The 21472-nt window shown below is 44.6% G+C and carries 17 protein-coding genes; 14 read left to right on the top strand and 3 right to left on the bottom strand.

The window, feature by feature from the left end:
* Positions 1-94: 94 nt before the first annotated feature.
* From hutU to ACFI6L_RS17980, 3 genes are all read left to right on the top strand, one after another.
* Positions 95-1834 (top strand): urocanate hydratase, encoded by a 1740-nt coding sequence (gene hutU / locus ACFI6L_RS17990; RefSeq protein ID WP_462574546.1) that lies wholly within the window; start codon positions 95-97, stop codon positions 1832-1834.
* A gap of 2 nt (positions 1835-1836) precedes the next feature.
* Complete coding sequence (hutH, locus tag ACFI6L_RS17985; RefSeq protein ID WP_462574545.1) at positions 1837-3417, top strand: histidine ammonia-lyase; 1581 nt, start codon at positions 1837-1839, stop codon at positions 3415-3417.
* Positions 3418-3485: 68 nt separating this feature from the next.
* Positions 3486-4028 (top strand): CreA family protein, encoded by a 543-nt coding sequence (locus ACFI6L_RS17980; RefSeq protein WP_014948438.1) that lies wholly within the window; start codon positions 3486-3488, stop codon positions 4026-4028.
* Positions 4029-4204: 176 nt separating this feature from the next.
* On the opposite strand, the gene ACFI6L_RS17975 is transcribed toward ACFI6L_RS17980, so the two are convergent.
* A complete protein-coding gene (locus ACFI6L_RS17975) occupies positions 4205-4969 on the bottom strand; it encodes a MipA/OmpV family protein (protein ID WP_462574544.1) in 765 nt (254 codons plus the stop codon).
* A 252-nt stretch (positions 4970-5221) separates the two neighbouring features.
* Here ACFI6L_RS17975 and ACFI6L_RS17970 point away from each other — a divergent pair, with 252 nt between their 5' ends.
* Genes ACFI6L_RS17970 through ACFI6L_RS17960 form a run of 3 tightly spaced genes read left to right on the top strand, consistent with a single transcriptional unit; the run spans position 5222 to position 8207 of the window.
* Positions 5222-6097, top strand: coding sequence for a glucosamine kinase nucleotide-binding domain-containing protein (locus ACFI6L_RS17970; protein WP_462574543.1), 876 nt, complete (start codon positions 5222-5224; stop codon positions 6095-6097).
* Positions 6094-7236 carry an N-acetylglucosamine-6-phosphate deacetylase gene (nagA, locus tag ACFI6L_RS17965; protein ID WP_462574542.1) on the top strand — a complete coding sequence of 381 codons (1143 nt, stop codon included), beginning with the start codon at positions 6094-6096 and terminating at the stop codon, positions 7234-7236. The genes ACFI6L_RS17970 and nagA overlap by 4 nt, the downstream gene beginning before the upstream one ends.
* Positions 7237-7283: 47 nt before the next feature.
* A complete protein-coding gene (locus tag ACFI6L_RS17960; RefSeq protein ID WP_462574540.1) occupies positions 7284-8207 on the top strand; it encodes a hypothetical protein in 924 nt (307 codons plus the stop codon).
* Positions 8208-8303: 96 nt separating this feature from the next.
* Here the strand turns inward: ACFI6L_RS17960 and ACFI6L_RS17955 are convergent, their stop codons facing one another.
* Positions 8304-9896, bottom strand: a complete 1593-nt coding sequence (locus ACFI6L_RS17955) for an ABC-F family ATPase (RefSeq protein ID WP_076011472.1) — start codon at positions 9894-9896, stop codon at positions 8304-8306.
* A 515-nt stretch (positions 9897-10411) separates the two neighbouring features.
* On the opposite strand from ACFI6L_RS17955, the gene ACFI6L_RS17950 reads away from it, so the two are divergent.
* The 5 genes from ACFI6L_RS17950 to ACFI6L_RS17930 all read left to right on the top strand — a co-directional run bounded on the left by ACFI6L_RS17950 (position 10412) and on the right by ACFI6L_RS17930 (position 18616).
* The gene (locus ACFI6L_RS17950) at positions 10412-10792 is read left to right on the top strand and encodes a PA2779 family protein (RefSeq protein WP_014997475.1); all 381 of its coding nucleotides are present in this window, start codon (positions 10412-10414) and stop codon (positions 10790-10792) included.
* A 4-nt stretch (positions 10793-10796) separates the two neighbouring features.
* Positions 10797-11723, top strand: coding sequence for a PA2778 family cysteine peptidase (locus tag ACFI6L_RS17945; protein ID WP_462574539.1), 927 nt, complete (start codon positions 10797-10799; stop codon positions 11721-11723).
* Positions 11724-11955: 232 nt separating this feature from the next.
* Positions 11956-15384 (top strand): M36 family metallopeptidase, encoded by a 3429-nt coding sequence (locus ACFI6L_RS17940; protein ID WP_462574538.1) that lies wholly within the window; start codon positions 11956-11958, stop codon positions 15382-15384.
* A gap of 265 nt (positions 15385-15649) precedes the next feature.
* Positions 15650-16744, top strand: coding sequence for a mechanosensitive ion channel family protein (locus ACFI6L_RS17935; protein ID WP_462574537.1), 1095 nt, complete (start codon positions 15650-15652; stop codon positions 16742-16744).
* A 327-nt stretch (positions 16745-17071) separates the two neighbouring features.
* Positions 17072-18616: a pectate lyase family protein gene (locus ACFI6L_RS17930; protein ID WP_462574536.1), complete on the top strand. Its 1545-nt coding sequence runs from the start codon at positions 17072-17074 to the stop codon at positions 18614-18616.
* 120 nt (positions 18617-18736) lie between these two features.
* On the opposite strand, the gene ACFI6L_RS17925 is transcribed toward ACFI6L_RS17930, so the two are convergent.
* Positions 18737-19312 carry an outer membrane beta-barrel protein gene (locus ACFI6L_RS17925; RefSeq protein WP_462574535.1) on the bottom strand — a complete coding sequence of 192 codons (576 nt, stop codon included), beginning with the start codon at positions 19310-19312 and terminating at the stop codon, positions 18737-18739.
* A gap of 374 nt (positions 19313-19686) precedes the next feature.
* Between ACFI6L_RS17925 and ACFI6L_RS17920 the strand changes: the two genes are divergently transcribed.
* From ACFI6L_RS17920 to ACFI6L_RS17910, 3 genes are all read left to right on the top strand, one after another.
* Positions 19687-20217: a DUF305 domain-containing protein gene (locus ACFI6L_RS17920; RefSeq protein WP_462574534.1), complete on the top strand. Its 531-nt coding sequence runs from the start codon at positions 19687-19689 to the stop codon at positions 20215-20217.
* Positions 20218-20849: 632 nt separating this feature from the next.
* A complete protein-coding gene (locus tag ACFI6L_RS17915) occupies positions 20850-21107 on the top strand; it encodes a type II toxin-antitoxin system ParD family antitoxin (protein ID WP_462574533.1) in 258 nt (85 codons plus the stop codon).
* Positions 21094-21381, top strand: coding sequence for a type II toxin-antitoxin system RelE/ParE family toxin (locus ACFI6L_RS17910; protein ID WP_462574532.1), 288 nt, complete (start codon positions 21094-21096; stop codon positions 21379-21381). Before ACFI6L_RS17915 ends, ACFI6L_RS17910 begins: the two co-directional genes overlap by 14 nt.
* The last annotated feature ends 91 nt before the right edge of the window (positions 21382-21472 follow it).

The following is a 21472-nucleotide window of genomic DNA, read 5'->3' as shown; positions in this document are numbered from 1 at the left end:
CCAAAGGCGCTAGCAACTCACTACTTTCTAAAAAGATGACACTTCCTAATAAAAAACAAATCGGCAAACGTAAGAATATGCCTAGGAGAAGCTTATGAAACGCCTCGACCCTACAAGAGAAATACGTGCCCCAAGAGGCAGTACACTAAATGCTAAGAGCTGGCAAACCGAAGCGCCGCTTCGCATGTTGATGAATAACCTGGATCCAGACGTGGCGGAACATCCGCAAAACTTGGTAGTTTACGGCGGCATTGGGCGCGCGGCCCGTGACTGGGCGTCTTACGACAAAATAGTAGAAGTACTCAAGCGTTTAAATACTGATGAGACGTTGCTGGTTCAATCAGGCAAACCTGTTGGGGTATTTCCCACTCACGAAAATGCACCTCGTGTGTTAATTGCTAACTCTAACCTTGTACCGCATTGGGCAAACTGGGAGCACTTTAATGCTCTGGATAAAGAAGGTTTGATGATGTACGGGCAAATGACGGCAGGGTCATGGATATACATAGGCTCGCAAGGCATTGTTCAGGGGACTTATGAAACGTTTGTGAGCGTGGCTAAAACGCATTTTGAAGGCAGTGCTGAAGGGCGCTGGATTTTAACTGGTGGCTTGGGCGGTATGGGCGGAGCACAGCCTTTAGCTGCAACCATGGCTGGTTTTTCAATGGTAGCTGTGGAGGTGGATGAAACCCGCATAGATTTCAGAATTCGCACGGGCTATTTGGACAAAAAAGCGCAATCGTTAGAAGAAGCCATGCAACTCCTAGAAGAAGCCAAAAAAGCTGGGAAGCCTGTATCAATTGGCCTATTAGGCAATGCTGCTGAAGTCTTTCCCGATATGCTAGCGAAAGGGATTATTCCCGACGTTGTGACCGACCAAACCAGTGCGCACGATCCGCTAAACGGCTATCTACCAGTGGGCTGGACTTTAGACCAAGCTGAAGCGCAGCGTAAGAAAGACGAAGCCTGCGTGGTAAAAAGCGCTAAACAATCAATGGCATTACAAGTTAAGGCAATGCTAGGTTTTCAGCAATCTGGTGCCGCCACCCTCGATTACGGCAACAACATTAGACAAATGGCACTAGAAGAAGGTGTTGCAAATGCCTTTGACTTCCCGGGCTTTGTTCCTGCGTATATTCGACCGCTTTTTTGTCAGGGCATAGGGCCTTTCAGATGGGCTGCGCTGTCGGGCGATCCGGAAGATATATATAAAACGGACGCCAAGGTCAAAGAACTTATACCCGACAACCCCCATCTACATAACTGGCTAGATATGGCTAAAGAACGTATTCAGTTCCAGGGCCTGCCCGCGCGTATTTGCTGGGTGGGGCTGGGTGAAAGACAAAAGCTGGGGCTTGCCTTTAATGAAATGGTTCGCAGTGGCGAGTTAAGCGCGCCAATTGTGATTGGACGGGATCATCTCGACTCTGGTTCGGTAGCATCACCTAATAGAGAAACCGAGGCCATGCTCGATGGTTCAGATGCCGTATCAGACTGGCCGTTACTAAACGCCCTATTAAACACAGCGGGGGGCGCTACCTGGGTAAGCCTTCACCATGGCGGCGGTGTAGGAATGGGCTTTAGCCAACACTCGGGTGTAGTGATTGTTTGTGACGGTACGGATGAAGCGGCTGACCGTATTGCTCGGGTTCTTCATAACGACCCTGCCACAGGTGTAATGCGTCACGCCGATGCAGGCTACGACATAGCAAAAGACTGTGCTGCCAAGCATAACCTCGATCTTCCCATGATAAATAGCGGGGCTAATAATCAAAGCACCCATGGAGCAAACACACAGTCAAGCTCGAACAAGGGCTTAGGCGGGGAGAAATAGTCATGTTGCAATCATCTTTCACTGAAAGCAGTGGTGTTAAGCAACTTAATCTTGTGCCAGGTACATTGACGTTAGATCAGTTACGGGAAGTACATCGAAGCCACGTTCATTTATCGTTAGATGAAAGTGCAGTACCCGCTATAAACGCCGCCGAGCAAGTAGTACTGAACGTCATTAAAGAAAACCGGACTGTCTATGGCATCAATACCGGCTTTGGCTTGTTGGCTAATACCCGTATTAATGTTGATGAGTTAGAGTTGTTACAGCGCAGTATTGTGTTATCGCACGCAGCCGGTACGGGCGACTTTATGCAGGAAGATACTGTGCGCCTGCTCATGCTGTTAAAAATTAACTCCTTGGCCCGTGGTTATTCTGGCATTCGCCTCAGCGTAATAGAAGCGCTCATTACCTTGTTTAATGCACAAGTTTACCCCGCCATTCCTGAAAAAGGCTCGGTAGGCGCCAGCGGCGATTTAGCGCCTTTAGCACACATGAGTGTGGTGCTGTTAGGGGAAGGGGAAGCTTTTTATAAAGGAGAGAGAATTAGTGCAGCCCAAGCCCTTGAAATAGCCGGCATGCAGCCAATTGCGCTGGCACCCAAAGAAGGCTTAGCACTGTTAAACGGCACGCAAGCCTCGACAGCGTTTGCACTTCAGGGGTTGTTTTATACTGAAAATGCGCTTCATAGTGCTATAGGTATTGGTGCGCTTACTGTTGAGGCCGCGTTAGGTTCCCGCGTGCCGTTCGACGCGCGGATCCACGAAGTGCGTGGCCACAAAAGCCAAAGCGATGTGGCGACTGCGTTTAGAACATTGCTAGACACCTCAGAGATTGGTCATTCACATCAACGGTGTGAAAAAGTACAAGACCCGTACTCTCTGCGTTGCCAGCCACAGGTGATGGGAGCGTGTTTACAGCAAATGCGTTATGCCCAAGAGATTTTGGTGGTTGAAGCTAATGGGGTAAGCGACAACCCGTTGGTTTTTGTTGAAAATAATGATGACGCTGATACGCCAACTGGCGATATTCTATCTGGCGGAAACTTTCATGCGGAAACAGTGGCAATGGCGGCAGATATGCTGGCTATTGCACTATCTGAAATTGGCGCGCTGTCGGAGCGCAGAATGTCGCTAATGATTGATACGCATTTAAGTGGTTTGCCACCGTTCCTTGTTGAAAATGGTGGGGTAAACTCGGGCTTCATGATTGCGCAGGTTACCTGTGCGGCGCTTGCTAGTGAAAACAAAACCCTGGCGCACCCCGCATCTATCGACTCGTTGCCTACGTCTGCTAACCAAGAAGACCACGTGTCTATGGCTACCTTCGCCGCGAGGCGTTTACGAGATATTTTCGATAACGTGGCAGGTATATTGGCCATTGAGTGGTTAGCGGCCTGCCAAGGGTTAGATTTTAGGAAGCCGTTTAAAACCAGCGAAAAGCTCCAAGCGTTGATGCAGCTACTAAGAGACCAAGTGCCGTTTTACGACAAAGACCGTTATTTTGCGCCAGATATTGAAAAGGCAAAGCAACTTATTAAGCAGCACGACCTTATGGAGAAGACACAGTTAAACCTGTTAGGCTAAAATGATCACAGGCTCGGTATTTCGAGTAAACAAATAAAGATCATGAATAGAGCAGAGGTGGGAATGATATGAAAACAAATGGACGTTGGTTAAGTTCATACGAGGCTCGTACTTCTATGAAAGGCACTTTTAAGAGCGGCTCTTTTGTGAAAAGCACTGTGTTGGGTTTGCTCGCCGCGTCGGTGTTTACGTTGGCAGGCTGTAGCGACAGCGAAGTGGGCGATGTGTCTCTTGGTCTTTTTACCACAAAAGACATTAAAATTGATGCGCTTCAAGACCCCATAGTGACAGGTGTAACCTGCCATATTTCAAGTATTGAAGCGAACCTTGATTTGTCGGATCCATCAGACAGTTCAATCGCGTGCAGACAAACCGGCCCTATTACGGCTGAGATGTTAAACGCCATTGATAAGTCAGATTCAGGGGAAGTAATATTCAAAAAATCGAAGAGCGTGTTTTTCAAGAACATGAAGCTTCGAAGAATTTATGATGCCGACTCAAAAACACTGATTTATTTGTCTTACAGTACTAAAGAGACGTCTGGCAGTTACAAACATAGTTTGTCTACTGTACCACTGTGGGAAACGCTAGCGTTTAAAAAGCCTGCGTAGACGCTAAAGCTTGCGCAGATGCTAAACCAAGAAAACGAAAATGCCCTCGAATGTGAGGGCATTTTTATGCTTTGTGCCAGCGTTGGTTACACTTAGTACCCACCTTTATTGCGCACATTATGTTTAGTAGCAAAGCTTCGCTCTTTTGTGCTTGAGCATATCACTCACCCAAACCTTTAGAAAAAGCGAGTATAAACCAGCATGGCGTTAAGCGCGGTATCATCGTCTGTCAGCGGGCTATCGCTGATGCTATCGTCAAAGAAAGTTGCGCCAACTTCTAAACGGGTCATGCCGCCCAGAAACTGACGGGTCGAGATGGCAACGCGTACTTCCGTATTGAGCGCGCTATCGCCGTTATATGCACTTCGGAACGCTGTGGCTTCTTCAGGGCGTACGCCGTAGTAATAGTCGACGTAATTGCTGTCTTGGTAGTTTACGCCTATAGACGGCTCGATCATGAAGTTATTTATTCTAAACCTTTTCCCGATACGGGCGGACGCTTGGTAGCCGTCAAACTTACCAAGAATATCGGCATTGGTTGACAATGAATAAACCCAGCTACCCGTGTTGTAGTTAAGCCCAACTCCGGCCGCGTAGCTAAAATCTCTGTCGTCCATACCTGTAAATACAGCGCTGTCATCTTCTTCATAACCTGCAAATATCGGGACAAGCTGAGCGTCAAAAGTAAAGCCACTTTCGCGAAAAAGTTCATAGCCAATAAATGGTCCGTAAACGCGTAATTTTTCACCGGTGTAGCCGATAATAGGAATAGGAACAACGCGATTATCAAAGTCGGTATATACATCTTGCGATGCTGCGACGCCAAACCCCCACATCCAACCCTGAGGTTGTTGAGCGCCAGCTTGTTGTGCAAAAGCGGGAGTAGAACTAACACCTACGCAAGCTAGAGTTATTGCGCCAATAACGGTTTTTAAATTCATAGGTAAATTTCCTTTTTAATCAAGATACTGCTCTGCTGTGTTCTTCGATCATATTCGCTTGTGCCTATTGAGCTAAGCTGTACGTTTTGTCAGCTGTTTACCCTACATAAAATTCATTACAGACTAATGTTAGGATTTTGAGGAAACGTGAAAGGCTGCTTTACTGGCAAGAAAGCAAGTTATTCTGTGAAATCGGTGTGGTAAAGTGCATACAACAAGTTGTATTGAATAGTTTAGAGAAGCAGGTAACCCGTGAGTTACAAATATGTAGTGGGTATTGACGGTGGTGGCACCCGATGCCGGGCACTGTTGCAAGATATTGACGGTAATGTATTAGGTGAAGGGGCTGCAGGCCCTGCAAATATAATGACCAACCCCGAACAAGCAATGGGGTCGATAATAGACGCAACGTTAGACGCAATAGAAAGTGCTGCGTTGCCGATTACATGCGAAGAAGTGTTGCTAGCGGCTGGACTGGCGGGGGCGAATATTCCGCAAGCAAAGCAGACATTTTTAGCGTTAGACAACCCATTTGCCGATACCGTGTTAATGAGTGATTTACACGCTGCTTGTTTGGGCGCGCACGATAACCAGCCTGGAGCCCTTATTATTTGCGGTACAGGTTCAGCGGCAACCCGTTACGACAAAGGCGTATTTACTGACAAAGGTGGTTACGGCCTGCAAGTCGGCGATGATGCGAGTGGTGCGTGGCTGGGCTTATCGGCCATTAAGCATGTACTGCTTTCATATGATGGAGTAGAGCCCGCCAGTGAATTAAACGACAGAATTTGTGAACACCTTAATTTAGCGTCACCTCAGCAATTAGTGGCTTTGGTAGCCAATTACAATGCTGCAGATTTTGGCAATATTGCACCAGTGGTGATACAGGCTTATCGCGACCAGTGTGCCGCCGCAACATCTCTTATCCAAAGGGGAGCAGATTATCTCAATCAGTTGGGTGAAGCGTTGATCAATCAGGCTTCGACATTGCCGCTATGTTTAGTTGGTGGCCTCGCTGATGTTTACGCGCCTTTACTTTTACCTTCTATCTCTTCTAATTTAACAGCGCCCCTAAAAAGTGCTGAACATGGCGCTATCAGCTTTGCCAAAAGAGTAAAAAGCGAATGAGAGAATCGATTACTGTCGAGCAGGTTTTAACGCCAAAAGGATGGCTTGAAAACCAAACCATTACTGCTGATAGCGGCAAGATAGTCAGTATTAGCGATGCTAGCCCATCAGAACTCAGCGGTATTTATAAAGGAAAGCTCATCCCGGGTTATTTCGACACGCAAGTGAACGGCGGTGGTGGTGTACTTTTTAATCACAACCCTTCAGCGGCTAATGTAGAAACCATGGCGCTGGCTCATCTGCGTTTCGGCACAACGTCTATGTTGCCAACTATCATTACCGATAATGCTTCAACAATGGCTCAGGCGGCGGATGCCATTGCCGAAGTAATGGCGGGCGGCCCAGAGTGCATTAAAGCGTTAATAAAAGGGGTTCACTTTGAAGGGCCTTTTTTGAGCAAAGCTAAAAAGGGCGTACACGAAGCGCAATTTATTAGAACGCCTTCTGACGCAGAGCTTGCAACCTTGTGTCGCAAAGACATTGGTAAAGTTTTACTTACTGTCGCACCAGAAACGGTAAGTACCAGCTTCATAAAAGAAATGGTTGCTGAAGGAGTAGTGGTTGCAATTGGACACACCAACGCCCGTTATGAGCAAGTTCAGGCCGCTATCGATGCGGGAGCCACGGGCTTTACTCATTTGTACAACGCAATGTCTGCATTAACGTCGCGCGAGCCGGGTGCCGTTGGTGCAGCGTTACTTAACGACTCTGTGTATTGTGGTTTCATTATCGATCATCATCATTTACACCGTAAAAGTGCTGAGTTGGCATTAAAAGTGAAAAGTGCAACTCGCGCCATGTTGGTTACCGATGCCATGGCGCACGTGGGCAGTGACATTGAGCGCCTTCATTTTTTCAATACCGAAATTGTACGACATGGCGATAAACTTACTACACCAGACGGAAAAACACTGGCTGGTTCTTGCTTGGATATGCATAGCGCAGTTTTGAACACCCATAATGATTGCAGTGTAACGTTAGAAGATGCGAGCAAAATGGCGAGTGCCACACCAGCGCAATTTATGGGGTTGGAAAGTGATATAGGCTGTATTGCTGAAGGTCAACGCGCAGACTTTTTGCTGCTTAATTCGGCCAATGCGCTGAACCACGTTTTCAGTAATATGAGAATGGTCTTTTAGGTAAAAATTTAGTATTAACTTAAATGGCTTTGAAATAAGGAAGTGTAATGAAGTTTGTGACAAAGTTAACTGTTCTGTTAGCCGTTTTAATGTTGGCATCAGGGTGTGTGACTCAACGAGGTATGGACTCTGGTGAAAGTACTCCATCTCAACCTAATGGCGAAGAAGCCACGCCAACCGAAAGTGCAGAGCAAGAAGATGCGGTGCGAGATAGCGACAGCGAAAATGAAGAAACCACTAAAAGCGAACCGTCTAAAGGGCCTGATAGTAAGTCTGTTACGCCGGTAAAGCCCGCAAAGCCAGTAAAGCAGAAAGTTGGGGTATTGGTGAGCGCTAAAAAGTTTCCAACTCACACGCATATCGGTACCACTAAATTCAATAATTTTACGAAAGAATATGGCTACGACTGGCAATTGAACAACGCGCTGTATAGCACGTTCAAAAAAGCCATTGAACAAAACAGTCGTTTCACTACTGTAGATATTTCGTCGATGGTGGACGATGCAGGCGCCCTTGATTTTGTGATGGGTGAAGGCGAGAACGGGTCTTTTAATGAAAAACAAAACACGTTAAGAAAATCATTGTTAGACAAAGGCATTGCCACCGTGATTATCATTGAAGAAGCACCAACGGTGGCTATAACCGAGTGCGGTACTTATGGCTGTTCTGAGCATCAAAGCAAAGGGTTCGGACTATTCACGCGTAGCTTTTTGGGTACCGATCACTATATTGCTTCGGCAAGCTTTAACGTTAGTGTTGAGCGTTTAGACAAGCCAGTTGATATCTTAACGCTGCCAGCGTTTACCGAATTTCAAGATGATGCGCTAAAAAATGAGCGTGTTGAAGATTTCACACCGCCAGATAACTTTGATGAAATAACGGAACAAGAGTTAGCGCCAATTAAAAATACGATTGTTAACTACTTTGACCGCTTAGCGACAGCGGTTGGTAAGTATTTATCTGGTCAGTAAGCGTTTAATATACTTAAACAAAAAACGGGCACTTAAATAAGTGCCCGTTTTGTTATGTGGCTCACTTCATCTATTGATGAAGGCATAGATATATAATTACGCGTTTTCTTTATGCGCCAAAAACTCTTCGTAGTTTCCATCGAAGTGATTCAGTTTCTTGTCTTTAATTTCGATGATTTGCGTCGCCAGTGACGAAACGAATTCACGGTCGTGACTTACAAAAATAACTGTACCATCAAACTTGTACAGTGCGTTGTTCAAGGCTTCAATCGACTCCATGTCCATGTGGTTAGTGGGTTCATCCATTACCAATACGTTGATGTCTTGAAGCATTAGCTTTCCAAACAACAAACGGTTTTTCTCACCACCAGAACATACCTGCACGCGTTTGTTGAAGTCGTCAGACGTAAATAGCAAACGTCCTAACATACCTTTTATTTGCAGGTCATCGTGTTTTGGACTGCGCCATTGGCTCATCCACTCAAACATAGTGATATCTTCGGCAAAGTATTTGGCGTTGTCCTGCGGAATGTAGCCAATCGCAGCGTTTTCAGCCCACTTATAGCTACCTGCGGTAGGTTCAATGTCATTAACCAAACACTTCAAAAGCGTGGTTTTGCCGGCCCCGTTCTCACCAATAATCGCCAAGCGCTGACCTGCTTCTAATAGCAAGTTCGCGTTATCGAATAACGGAAGATCTGGGTAGCTATGGCCTAAGTCTTCAAGCGTGATGGCAAGGCGGTGAAGTTTCTTATGCTGGTTAAACACAATGTAAGGCTTACGACGGCTAGACGCTTTTACCTCAGCCAATTCAATTTTCTCAAGACGGCGGGCACGAGAGGTGGCCTGTTTCGCTTTCGATGCGTTGGCAGAGAATCGCGCTACGAAGCTCTGTAGCTCTTCAATTTCCGCTGACTTCTTAGCATTCTCTGCATGAAGCTGTTCTTGAACCAGCATGGCAGCTTGAATGTAGTCGTCGTAGTTACCCGGATAAACGCGCAGTTCACCGTAGTCGATATCGGCCATGTGCGTGCATACAGAGTTTAAGAAGTGTCTGTCGTGCGAAATAATAAGCATGGTCGACTTACGCTTGTTAAGCTCTTCAGCAAGCCAACTGATGGTGTAGATATCCAGGTTGTTGGTTGGTTCGTCTAGAAGCAGAATGTCAGGCTCGGCAAATAATGCCTGCGCCAAAAGCACACGTACTTTTTTACCGGGTGCGACTTCCTTCATTAGACCAAAATGATAGCTTTCGTCGATGCCAGCTGAGTTTAAGATATCGCCAGCGCGTGCTTCAGCAGTGTAACCGTCCATCTCGGCGAATTGGGTTTCCAAGTCTGCCACGCGCATGCCGTCTTCTTCGCTCATTTCAGCCTTGCTGTAAATGGCGTCGCGCTCTTGCTTAACTTCCCACAGCTCACGGTCACCCATGATCACGGTATCGACTACGCTAAACTCTTCAAACGCAAATTGATCCTGACTCAAGATACCTAGCTTTGTGCCTGGCGACATAGAAACGTTGCCCGACGATGGGGTAAGTTTACCGCTTAGAATTTTCATAAAGGTAGACTTGCCGCAACCGTTAGCGCCAATCAGGCCGTATCGGTTGCCGTTGCCGAATTTTGCGGAAATATTTTCAAATAATGGCTTAGAGCCAAACTGCATTGTGATATTTGCGGTGGTAATCAAAACAGGTATCCAGGGGTAAAACGATGAGAAGAGATAATAGTGAAAGCGGTTGTCACTTCACTAATATATAAAAGCGCGCGCACTATAAGGAATTGAGGGCTACATGTCGAGGGAATTTTGAACAGTTTTCAGTGTGCGATTAAGTAGCAAGGTGACTTAGGCAATGTAAAAGTAGTGGGTAAATAATTCCTTTAAGGGTAAATATTACCTGTTATTAATATTTGGTGATGCAATTTAGTTTAACTATATTTCACAGAGAGTGATTTCTGTTTCTTCGCTTCAAAGCACTATTTTCGCATGCTTCACGCAGCTTTCAGGGCTCGAAGTATGTGAAAGGCATGCAAGAACAATATGGCTTTAAGCTTGCTAGATGTAAAAGTTCAAACAGTTGAAAATAAACCGCAGTACGCAAATGTGTCTGCTAAGTCAGTGCGAAGTTTTATGCGACTTAGGTTACCTTCAAACGGGTAATTCGATAGAAGAATAAAACTGTGCATTTAAAAGAGGGAAACATCATGAAAATTTTGAAAAAAATTGCGATTGGTTGCTTTTCGGCAACGGTTTTAATGTCTGGGAGTGTGCACGCAGAAGCGATTAGCTCAGATTCCGTAATGCAAACTCAGGCTGCTCACTACAACAAGCAGCAGTTGATTGACATGGTCAATCGCGCAGATGTGCAAAGCAAGTTAGTAAGCTTAGGCGTAGATAGCAATCAAGCTATTGCAAGAATCAACGGTATGACTGATAGCGAAATTGCACAGTTAAATGACGAAATTAATCAAGCTCCAGCGGGTGGTGTTGTAGGCGCAGTGCTTACCGTACTTGCTATTATCGCAATTTTGGACCTAATTGGTGTAACTGACGTTTACCCATTTATTCGTCCAGTAAACAGCTAATTGGATGATAAATGCAGTTAAGAAGGCCTGCGCCCTAGCAGGCCTTTCACTTTTACTTTTGCTCTCTGGCTGTCAATCTACACCTCAGGCCGACAAACTGAGGCAAGAGGGACTTACCTCTTTGCCTGAATCTCACACTATTCAATCTGTACCATTTTTTCCCCAAGAACAGTTTTATTGCGGACCTACCACACTATCTGAAGTGTTTGGTTATTATGGTGAAAGCACCTCTCCAAACGACATTGCGCCTAAGTTATTCATCCCCAATAAAGAAGGGAGTTTGCAGCTGGAAATGGTTAGCGCTACCCGACAGTTTGGTTTCTTGCCTTATACTGAGCGCGGGACACTTTCGTCAATTATGTCATTGGTCAAAGATGATATCCCGGTGGTTGTTTTTCAAAATCTTTCCATCCAGCTTTTCCCTCAGTGGCACTATGCCGTGGTAATTGGGTTTGATAGCGACAAAGGTACGGTGACGCTACATACTGGTCTCACACCCAATCATGAAATGTCGTTAGAGCTTTTCGAGAGAACTTGGGGAAGAGGGAATTACTGGTATTTAGCGCCGGTGCCACCCAACGTAACCTCGTCTGAAATGAAGCCCTTCACCTACATAAGTGCCGCCTACGATATGCTCAAAGTGGGGGATAAATCACGCGCACTGGCGTTTTTAGAGACGGCATCACAAACCTGGCCGTCATACTGGTTAAGCTATTTCCTAATTGGCAATCATTATTTAGAGCAAGATGACGACCGAGCGGTCACTTGGTTTAAAAAAGGGTATGAAGTAGGGCAGCATCAACACGCTTATGTGCACAACTATGTCTTGGCCTTACGCAAAAACAACAAGCCCAAAGAAGCCAGCACGATTTTAAAGCAGGGGCTGGAACATTTTCCAAATAATGAAGCGCTGTTATCACTAAAAAATTAATGCACGCGCTGTATCTTCACCTTGCGATACTTAGATTGTGAATAGGAAAATCAAATAGCGGCGCGCTTAATTTTTACATGATATTCATCTGGTTGGTGCAGTTGACTCTAGTGGTTAACCCCTATGGTGGATGAACGTTTTTTGCTCGATCCTAATTTGGTTAACGCTATCAAGTCGTTGTTCAGTATTAACGCTGAACGCATTGATAGCTCCAAATTTTAAGGATTGAATAATGAAAAAAAGAACCCTTATTTATGCTGCGGTAGCAGCTGCTTTACCTTTCGTAGCAAGTGCCTCTACAATACACGCGCCTTTAGATGCTTCGTTGCACCGTATTGCCGAAATAAACTTAACAGACAACGTCGTAAACCCGCCAGCGAACAGTTTATTTCAAATGGCGATAGACCAGCTACAAACCCAATTTCCATCTTCTACGTTAAGAACTGCTAACGGCCACTTAAACAGTGTTTTCGGCATTGCTATTGAGGTATCAGGAGCGTCACCGGAACAAATGGGGTATGACTTTATCAGTCGTCATTCTGCTCTATTAGGTGGCTTAACCGAATCGAACTTTGTTTTTAACCCTCACCGCAGCAAGGCAGCGTTGGGTGGTCACTTAATTAGATTTGACCAAGTTATTGATGGTGTGAAAATCAAAGACAGAGGCGTTGGACTTCTAATCGATGAGTCGCAGGTGGTAAGGGCACTGTTTGTTGATACTGCGATAAGCACGCCTGTCGCCAACACTCAGGTACTTTCAGCAAGCAGTGCTATTAGCGTGGCGACTGCCGATTTAGCGTCTTACAAGCGAGCACTGCCGATAGAAGCGTTAGACGTTTTGAACCCTGCGTTCTCTCAAATAGAGAAAAGTCTAGGTGTATTTGCTAAACCTATTCCGCAGCAAATTGTTGTACAAGATAACAACAAGCTTAAATTGGCTTGGAAATTTTTCTATTATTCGTCAAGCCCCTTTGGTGTTTTTGAATACGTAATTGACGCGCAGTCTGGAGAAATTCTGGCTCGAAATGATAGGGTCAAAACCATCCTTCCTACGGGGGAAAATGAGGCTACGCAGACCGCTCAAGTTGGTGTCGTGCAGCAGACAGCTGATTATTTCCCAACCTTTCCGCCTATTACGCAATCTATGCAAAGCGAATGTTTAATTGAGGATGACGCGGGTGGGTACACCGGCAAACCCAAGGGGATGGAACGCATCAACTTGCGTAAATTTGACGATACAAACTTAGTAACGGGCGTTGAGGGGTTACTCACCGGCAAGCACGCACTAATCGAAAGTGCGATGCTAACGAAAGGGCCGTTTCCACAAGCGGCAACGGGCACGTATCACTTCAGTGAAGATGCAGCCATTGAGGCAAGGCCTGTAGAAGATGATCATGTAACGCCTTCTACGGCACATCACATTGACGGCATTAGTCAGTTTATTTACATCACCACATTACTCGAATATTTAGATTACCTTCATAAGGATGGCGATGCTGTGCATAGTCGTGGCGTGGGCGATGGATCGTTTCCCAATAGCTACCCTAACGAAGCCGTACCGTTAACTGGTGTGGTACATATTCCGAATGTACTCGATCCACCAGACAACCCGGCAGATCCTGAGTTCATGGCTAAGCTTTTGGGGTTAGACAATGCATTCGCAGTGCCGCTGTCACAGGAGATTGCAGGAGAAGAAGTGGTAGTTAACCCAACTGCTTATGGTCATGGTTACCTATTTAACAACTTAGCAATGGATTTCTCAGTACCTATACATGAAGGTACTCATGCAACTATAACGCCCATCGCAGGTTTTGAAGGGGAGCCAGAAGGCGGCGCGCTAAATGAAGGGCAAGCCGATTTGTGGGCATACTCTGTGGGTGAAACACCTGACCTAGGTACTTACCCGGTCAATTCGTGTGATTTGCGAAAATACTTGAGAGAGCAGGGAGTTAATCCAGACTCTTTTGAGTTTATTCGTTCAGCCCAGAGCCAAATTCGTTATTCGCAATTAGGTACCAGAGACAATGCGTTTGAAGAGCATCGCGATGGCGAAATATATGCGGGTGCAATGTGGGATTTGCGTGAACTCATGGTGGCGCTACAGCCCAAGCAAGACTTCGTACGCCCCGATCCTGTAACAGGCGACCCTACCCAAGAAACTAGTTTAGGGAAAGAAACCTGGGAGCGTATATTCTTAGGCTCAATGTATGTGCTGGGGGTATCTGCACCTGACACCTTCGTGCGAGCAAGAGATGCGGTACTTATCGCCGATGCTGCTTTGTATCCAACCGACCCGTTAGATTTAACCTCACCGGGTCGCCATCATGCTTTGATAGAGCGCGTTTTTGCTGCTAGAGAGCTAGGAGCCAATGCCAAAGCACCCATTGGCGGTCGCCAGACCATTTCAACAGCTGTGAGCGAGTTTACGGCTAATCAGGCTAAACCAGCAGCACCGGAAACTGTAGACGCGCATATCATATCAGACGACGCGATTGAAATTACGTGGGAAACCGTACCTGACGCTTTTGCTTATCAAGTGTTAAAACGCAAAAAAGGGTCGAGTGCGCGTTTGTTTACGGGTGTACCGACCCGAGAGTATTTTGAAGGCGATCTCACATTCTCAGGTTTTACCCACGTTGAGTTTGTAGTAGGTGATAGTTACTACATCGACAAGGGGCAAGGGTTAGGACGCGGAGCAGGTCAAGGTATAGACTCGTTTGATTATGAATACGTAGTACGTGCAATTAGTCTTAATACCAGTCAGCAAGTTGGCTTTTCCAACATGTCAGGAATTGCTTCAACCGGTTTGAACTCGGTTGATGTGAGCAATCAGGTTGACTACAAAGTGGGAAATGTTAACTACAATAATGGCATTTTTGCATTCGATATTGCGCTGATAAATACGGGTGATGAGAGAATTTACGGCCCTGTAGATTTCGATATTACCCATATTAGTAACGGGAGTATTACCGTGTTGAACGCAGACAATGGTGGTACAGGTAAAAACGGGGACATAGCCAGGTTCCGTTTCGACCAGCCGCTAGATGTTGATCGAACATCAGCACTGCGTTACATAAAATTCGACAATCCAAATGGAAAACTTTTTACGTTCCAAGCGCGGATCAGCGGCTATGAAGCTGGCGCTTCTTCAACAGGAAGAGGAGAAACGCCTACCATTGATACCTCTGAGCCAAAAGAGCAGTCTGTGGTTTACCATAATATAGAAGAGCACACGGGTGTTGTCTTAATTGGCGCAGCGGATGAAGCGTTAATTGATGGGGTTGACTATGTTGATATTCCATTTACTGCACTGCCTAGTGCTTCAAGTGTAGTGGCAACACTGAGCGCTGATGTAGAGGTAGTCGCGGTGCCAGATCTTGACTTTGAACTGCTAGACGCCGAGGGTAATATTATGGCGAGTTCGGGAAATCTGGGCTCTAACGAGCAAGTAGGCGGTGGCATTGTCCCTGGTGATACGTATCGTGTTCGCGTGAATGGTTGGGCTAACGGGCCTACATCTTATCGCGTTGTCATCGATCAGTTTGTTAGTGATATCAACGACGCAAACGTAGATCAAAACGGCAATGCGACTACAGGAACAGTAACATTTGAGTTTAACCCAGTAACAGGGAAAGTGTCGCCTTTGGACATACTTAATTAGTCATTGGCAAAAGCATTTAAGCTTAAGGTCATTTTTGGCAAAGGTGACCGACTCATAAAAGCTTAAACAGGCGATTATTGAACTACTCAAGGCCCCGTGTTGTGTAAACGATACGGGGCTTTTTTATTGCCTTTGATAAACGGTTCAAACAATACGCTTTGCGTAATGAGCAAACAGTTGGTGCATCTTTTGCGTCATTTTTCACGTAATGAGGTTTAGCGAATAAATAAGAAAGTCACTACTTTACGCAGGAGCCCCGTCAATCGTGGACACCACTCAACTACTTGAAAATCAGCAGGCAATTGCAATAGCCGGGTTAGTGGGCGCTGTAATTGTGCTTTTCATTATCAAACGACTTATATTGGTGCGTTTGAAAGCTAAAGCGCGCTCAGAAAACAGCAGTATGTCGGATATCTATCGCGTGCTTGTGTTGTCGCTCAATGCTCCACTTAATTTACTTATTTGGGTTATCTTCCTGCTTTTAGTTAAAAGTATTGTTTCAGTTTTTCAGATTGAAAACGAAGGGGCTATTAAGGCGTTAACCATTGTTATTGAAGCTGGTCTTATCATTACTTTGTTTCTCTTCTTCGAGCGTTTTGTCACTTACTCGTTGAGTCGTTATCGCGACCAGTCAACCATAGTTAAAAATACCAGCGCTATTGCCGGTGGAGCAGTTAGAGCTCTTTTTGCCGTGTTAGCAATTCTTATTATTCTAAGTACCATGGGAGTGTCAGTAACGCCTGTTGTAGCGTCGCTAGGTATTACTTCGCTCGCAGTAGCATTAGCGCTACAGCCAACGCTCGAGAACTTCTTTTCGGGTATTCAGTTGGTAATGGATAAGCCCATTCGTATAGGTGATTTCATCGAGCTGGATTCGGGAGAGCAAGGGTTTGTAGAGAAAATAGGGTGGCGCTCTACTTGGGTTAGAATGCTACCTAACAACATCGTTATCATGCCTAACAGCAAGCTTTCTAATTCAAAGCTAATTAACTATTACTATCCTGAACGCGAGCTGTCGGTGCCTGTTGACGTCGGTGTCCACTACAACTCTGATCTGGAGCATGTTGAAAAAGTCTGTTTAGACGTTGCCAATACAATTCTTCAGCAGCACGAATACGGCGTTAAAACCTACCAACCCTTTGTTCTGTTTCACACCTTTGACAACTCTAGTATCAACTTAACAGTGATGCTGAGAACCCGTGAATACTTTAACCGCTTCTTCATAAAAAGCGCCTTTATAAAAATGCTTAAAAAGCGTTTTGATGAAGAAGGGATTGTCATTCCATTTCCAATTACTGCGCTTAACCTTGAGCAGGAAGGGGCAATTCAGACAACAGATAGTGACACGCCTAAATCTTAAGTTAATTTCTCACCAACAAACTAACCCCTCCCCTTTGGGATACCGGTAGCATTTGTGGGTATGTTCTCCAGCGTTCGGCATAATTTAAGTATATGATTAATAGTGCTATATTTTCGATTGTTCATTTTTTGTTATATTTATTAATAATTTGTTATCAATGCGATTGTTAACTATTTTCATTTGGTTACTATTATTGTCTTGCCACCGGTGGCAATTTGGGCGGTGATTAAGTTCGTTTAGTTCACACAGAAAGCTGAACTAATTGATGTTGTCTTGTTGAGTAATTGAAGCAGTACGCCCTTCTAATTATTAATCTAAGGACAAAAAATGAAAAAGAACTTACCTATATTTCAATCGACGATAATTGCATCATCAATAGCCTTTGCCGTCTCTACGTCTGCAGTTGCTTCAGGTTTTCACACACAGAACGGAGGCACGACAGGCGGTCAAGGTGGACAAGTAGTACAAGCTTCTACGGGTAAACAAATTCACGAAGCATTGTGTAATAGAAACACCTCAGAAACGCCAATCATTATTCAAGTCTCGGGTACAATCAATCATGGTAATACTGAAAAAGTGTCTGGAGACAGCTGTAATACCGCAGAAGACAAAATTGAGTTAAAAGACATCGCGAATGTGACACTTATTGGTGTAGGCGGTGGCGCTACATTCGACCAGCTGGGTATACATATAAGGAATTCCCAAAACATCATTATAAGAAATGTTCATGTTAAGAATGTCAAAAAATCGGGTTCACCCACGTCAAATGGTGGCGATGCAATAGGGATAGAAAAAGACGTTCGCAACGTATGGGTTGACCACGTAACCTTAGAGGCTAGTGGTGGCGAAAGTGATGGTTATGACGGTTTGTTCGATGTTAAAGATAATTCGAAATACATCACCTTATCTTACAGCATTTTACGTAACTCAGATCGAGGTGGTTTGGTAGGTTCAAGCGAATCACAAGTCAATAACGGTCCGATCACCTATCATCACAATATCTTTGATAATTTGAACTCACGCGTTCCCCTTGTAAGGGGCGCTACAGCTCACATCTACAATAACTACTATGACGGCGTTCGCTCTTCGGGGATCAATTCCCGCGCAGGAGCCGAAGTCAAAGTAGAAAACAACTATTTCGAGAATAGTAAAGATCCTCTGGGTACGTTTTATACAACAACTGATGGTTATTGGCAGGTTGCGGGAAACACTTTCGGAAGTGGTGTTACGTGGAGCGGCTCAGACAGTGACTATGAACCTGCAGGGCCAAACGTTCAATCTACAGCATCAATATCTATTCCCTATAGTTACTCGCTAGATGGGGCATCTTGTATACGAGATATTCTTGAGAACACCGCTGGTGCCAACAAAAATCTTGCAGTATCAGACGGTAGCTGCGGTTCAACTGGTGGCGGTGGCGATACCGGAGGTGGTGACAACGGCGGCGGTGATACAGGAGGTGGCGATACTGGGGGAGGTGATAACTCAGGAGGCAATCCGCCAAGCAGCACCAACTTAGCGTTAAATGCTCAATCTGACGGTAGCTCAAAATACAGTGGAACAAGTTACGGGAACGTTAGGGATGGGGATGTATCTACTTACTGGTCTCCGAGCGGAACGACGGGAAGAATTAGCATTAAACGCTTGAATACGACAGTAAATACTGTACGGATAATTGAGACCTCTTCTACTCAGGGTGCGGTAACTTCATGGCAACTTGTGAACAATGACACAGGCAGCGTATTGGCATCAGGAAACTCAATTCCAAGTACGATTTCGTTTTCAAATACCAATTTGGATAAAATCAACTTTGTCATCGATTCTGCGACACAACGACCACAAATTGCAGAGTTTGAGGTGTATTTAGATTAAGTCGGTTGCTCTTGTACTAAACCTTTTTAGGTGACTCTCGGTGAGAGTTTATTTAATTTAATAAAAAAGCCACGTTGTGTAACGTGGCTTTGTTGCGAGTACGTTAACCCATTAAAGGTGTTAGAAAGTGTAACGTGCAGATACGCCTAGTAGGTCAACATCATCTGCTATCACGTAAGTCGCACCAAATGAAAACTGTGGCGTAAAGAAATAATCTGCACCAATTTCAAAAGCTGTTTCATCTTGTTCAATGTCGATATAGCGAATAGCACCGCGAAGCTCAAATTGCTCTGACAGCATTGAACGAATACCGGCAGTAATGCCATAGCCGTTGTCGTCTTCACCCGAAATAGAGTCTAGTTCGATATCGAGATTTACATATTCGTAAGTAACTTCACCAAAAAAGTCCGTATTCTGAGTTAGACCATATCTATAACCGACACCTGCAGACACGTAGTCCAAATCAATATCAACTCCAGATGCATCTTCACTTAACTGACCATAACGACCTGTCAGGTATACATTTTCGTTAAGTGATTTAAAGCCTTGAATTTGAAAGCCCGTTGGCTCGAAGTCACCAGCGTTTTCAATATCTGCTTGTACGTATCCAGCTTTAACGAAGTCATATGAAGGCGAAGCTGCGAAAGCATTTAAAGAAAGCGCGCCAAAGATACTGGCGAGAATAGTACGTTTCATTGTTTCTAATATCCTTTTAACAATAATTACTTCCAACCACTTCGGAAGCCTCATCATTATGGGGATGGATTTTAGAAATTAAACGAGGCTAATGAAGTTGAGAGCAAGGAAAGTATTCCGCAGTTTGCCTGTCAAAAGCGTCGGTACTTCTGTTGCGTATAGCATTTATCTGGTTCGAAACAAGTTCGCTAGCGATTGCCACCATTGGACAAGAGGTTTAAAGAAAGCTTCCTCACGACCTATTTGTGCTGCTTGCTTCATCGATGAACCACTACTGGTTGGTATGGTTCTTGAACAATCTAATACTCATTAACTTTTCCTCGTATGGTGAAAAGATATTACACAGAGTGGTTTTTCTTAAGTAAGGATTACAAATGAAATACACTAAATTTGCTGCAATGATTATTGCTTCCACAGCAACAATGTTTTTTATGATGTACCTTAATACGTACGCTATCTCACATGTCTGGTTTAGTGAAACACGGACCTATATGGCGCTTTACATGGGAGCAGGTATGGCGATCATAATGTTAGCTTTCATGTTAGGCATGTATAGCAACAAGAAACTCAATGCAGCAATTTTCATAATTGCAGCGTTAATTTTCGCTGGGTGTCTTTATCTGGTTCGCTCACAAAGTACTATTTCAGACACTGCCTATATGAAAGCAATGATTCCTCATCACTCAATAGCCATCTTAACCAGTGAGCGCTCGGACCTTGAAGACAGTCGCGTGCGAGAGTTAGCAAATGGCATCATCAAAGCTCAGCGAAAGGAAATAAAGGAGATGGAGTGGTTAATAAAGGATATTGAAAAAAACGGTAAGGTAACAACGCAAAAACAAGCTGAACAGCGTCCAATTCCGGAATTTGAAGGTGAATTAATTAAAGGCCAAAGCAATAAGTAAGAAAGCTATCTGACTTGTGTGTGGATAAAGGTATTCAAAACAATTGGCAAACTTCAGAAAGGAACAGCGACTCGAACTGATGTCAGCTTTATTAGCATAAATGAGACAAAACAATAGAGGGAGTTTCTGACTCCCTCGAATATCAGCGAGTTTGTAGTAGCTCAGCCAGCTTCACTACTGAGTCTTGAGATTCTGCAGCTCTATCAATGACACGGCTGTATACTTTTTCTTATTAGACGAGTCGGCGTTGCGAACGAACTCAGACAAGCTGGAGTTGTAATTAGTTGTCTGACCGTTTTTAAATATGGCAAACATCATCATTCTCCTATTTGATTGCCCAATTAATGAGCGGTTTGCGATTGTGTCAGGGTAGTAAGCGTCTCGCGAGTAAATTCTTGCTTAACATCATGTTCTACAGCCTCAATGTTGGCGTGGTGCATAAGACCGCGCCCCTCGTTGCCCTTTAAAAATAGATCTATTTTTATTTGGCTACCAAATTGCCGCTTCAGTTACCAACTAAGGGTTGTAAGGTGCAACTCATATTGATTCATACCAGTTCTGCGCTAAACTTTACTGTGGTAGTATAAAGTAGGATTTTATCCTTACTGAATTTCTTGCATTGGAGGTAAATTATGGCAATGGTAAAGAAAAGTATCACAGTAACAGATCAACAAGAACAATGGATGCAAGCTCAACTAGCAACTGGTAATTATGCTAGTGACAGTGAATTATTACGAGATTTGATCAGAAAAGAGCAAGTACGAGCAGCCGAGATTGAAGCTCTTCGCTTGAAGTTAATAGAAGCAGAGCAAAGTGGTTTTGTTGAAAGGTCACCGAGTGAAATGCTAGCTAGCTTTAAAGAAGAAGCACGAAATAATGGGAAACTATAAACTCAGTGCAACGGCTGAGTCTGATTTAAAGCGTATTTGGTTTCGTGGTCTTGATGAATTTGGTGAAGCGCAAGCTGACGCATATTATTATAAATTTTTAGAACGCTTCGAGCAGTTAGCAAATCAGCCTTATAATTCACCTGCTGTTGATGATATCAGGCTAGGCTATCGTCGAGCAGTTTGTGGAGTTGATAGTATCTACTATCGCATTCATGATGGTAATATTGAAATTATGCGGGTACTAGGAAGGCAAGATGCTCAACTCAACCTGTAATGAGTTTCCAATGAGATAAAAATAAGCAATAGTTTCAGAATAAGAGTGATGACCCATTGCGGATGGGATGGTGTTATTAACAGGGTAAGAT

The sequence above is a fragment of the Alteromonas sp. G4i35 genome (genome assembly GCF_054960375.1).
The sequence above is the reverse complement of the archived record's forward strand: the minus strand, read 5'-3'. Positions and strand labels throughout refer to the sequence as shown.

Bases quoted from the DNA above. Each gene is read 5' to 3' on its own strand.
- ACFI6L_RS17920 (WP_462574534.1), top strand. From the start codon at position 19,687: ATGAAATACACTAAATTTGCTGCAATGATTATTGCTTCCACAGCAACA.
- hutH (WP_462574545.1), top strand. From the start codon at position 1,837: ATGTTGCAATCATCTTTCACTGAAAGCAGTGGTGTTAAGCAACTTAAT.
- nagA (WP_462574542.1), top strand. From the start codon at position 6,094: ATGAGAGAATCGATTACTGTCGAGCAGGTTTTAACGCCAAAAGGATGG.
- ACFI6L_RS17975 (WP_462574544.1), bottom strand. From the start codon at position 4,969: ATGAATTTAAAAACCGTTATTGGCGCAATAACTCTAGCTTGCGTAGGT.
- ACFI6L_RS17950 (WP_014997475.1), top strand. From the start codon at position 10,412: ATGAAAATTTTGAAAAAAATTGCGATTGGTTGCTTTTCGGCAACGGTT.
- hutU (WP_462574546.1), top strand. From the start codon at position 95: ATGAAACGCCTCGACCCTACAAGAGAAATACGTGCCCCAAGAGGCAGT.
- ACFI6L_RS17945 (WP_462574539.1), top strand. From the start codon at position 10,797: ATGATAAATGCAGTTAAGAAGGCCTGCGCCCTAGCAGGCCTTTCACTT.
- ACFI6L_RS17910 (WP_462574532.1), top strand. From the start codon at position 21,094: ATGGGAAACTATAAACTCAGTGCAACGGCTGAGTCTGATTTAAAGCGT.
- ACFI6L_RS17930 (WP_462574536.1), top strand. From the start codon at position 17,072: ATGAAAAAGAACTTACCTATATTTCAATCGACGATAATTGCATCATCA.
- ACFI6L_RS17925 (WP_462574535.1), bottom strand. From the start codon at position 19,312: ATGAAACGTACTATTCTCGCCAGTATCTTTGGCGCGCTTTCTTTAAAT.
- ACFI6L_RS17915 (WP_462574533.1), top strand. From the start codon at position 20,850: ATGGCAATGGTAAAGAAAAGTATCACAGTAACAGATCAACAAGAACAA.
- ACFI6L_RS17940 (WP_462574538.1), top strand. From the start codon at position 11,956: ATGAAAAAAAGAACCCTTATTTATGCTGCGGTAGCAGCTGCTTTACCT.
- ACFI6L_RS17980 (WP_014948438.1), top strand. From the start codon at position 3,486: ATGAAAACAAATGGACGTTGGTTAAGTTCATACGAGGCTCGTACTTCT.
- ACFI6L_RS17960 (WP_462574540.1), top strand. From the start codon at position 7,284: ATGAAGTTTGTGACAAAGTTAACTGTTCTGTTAGCCGTTTTAATGTTG.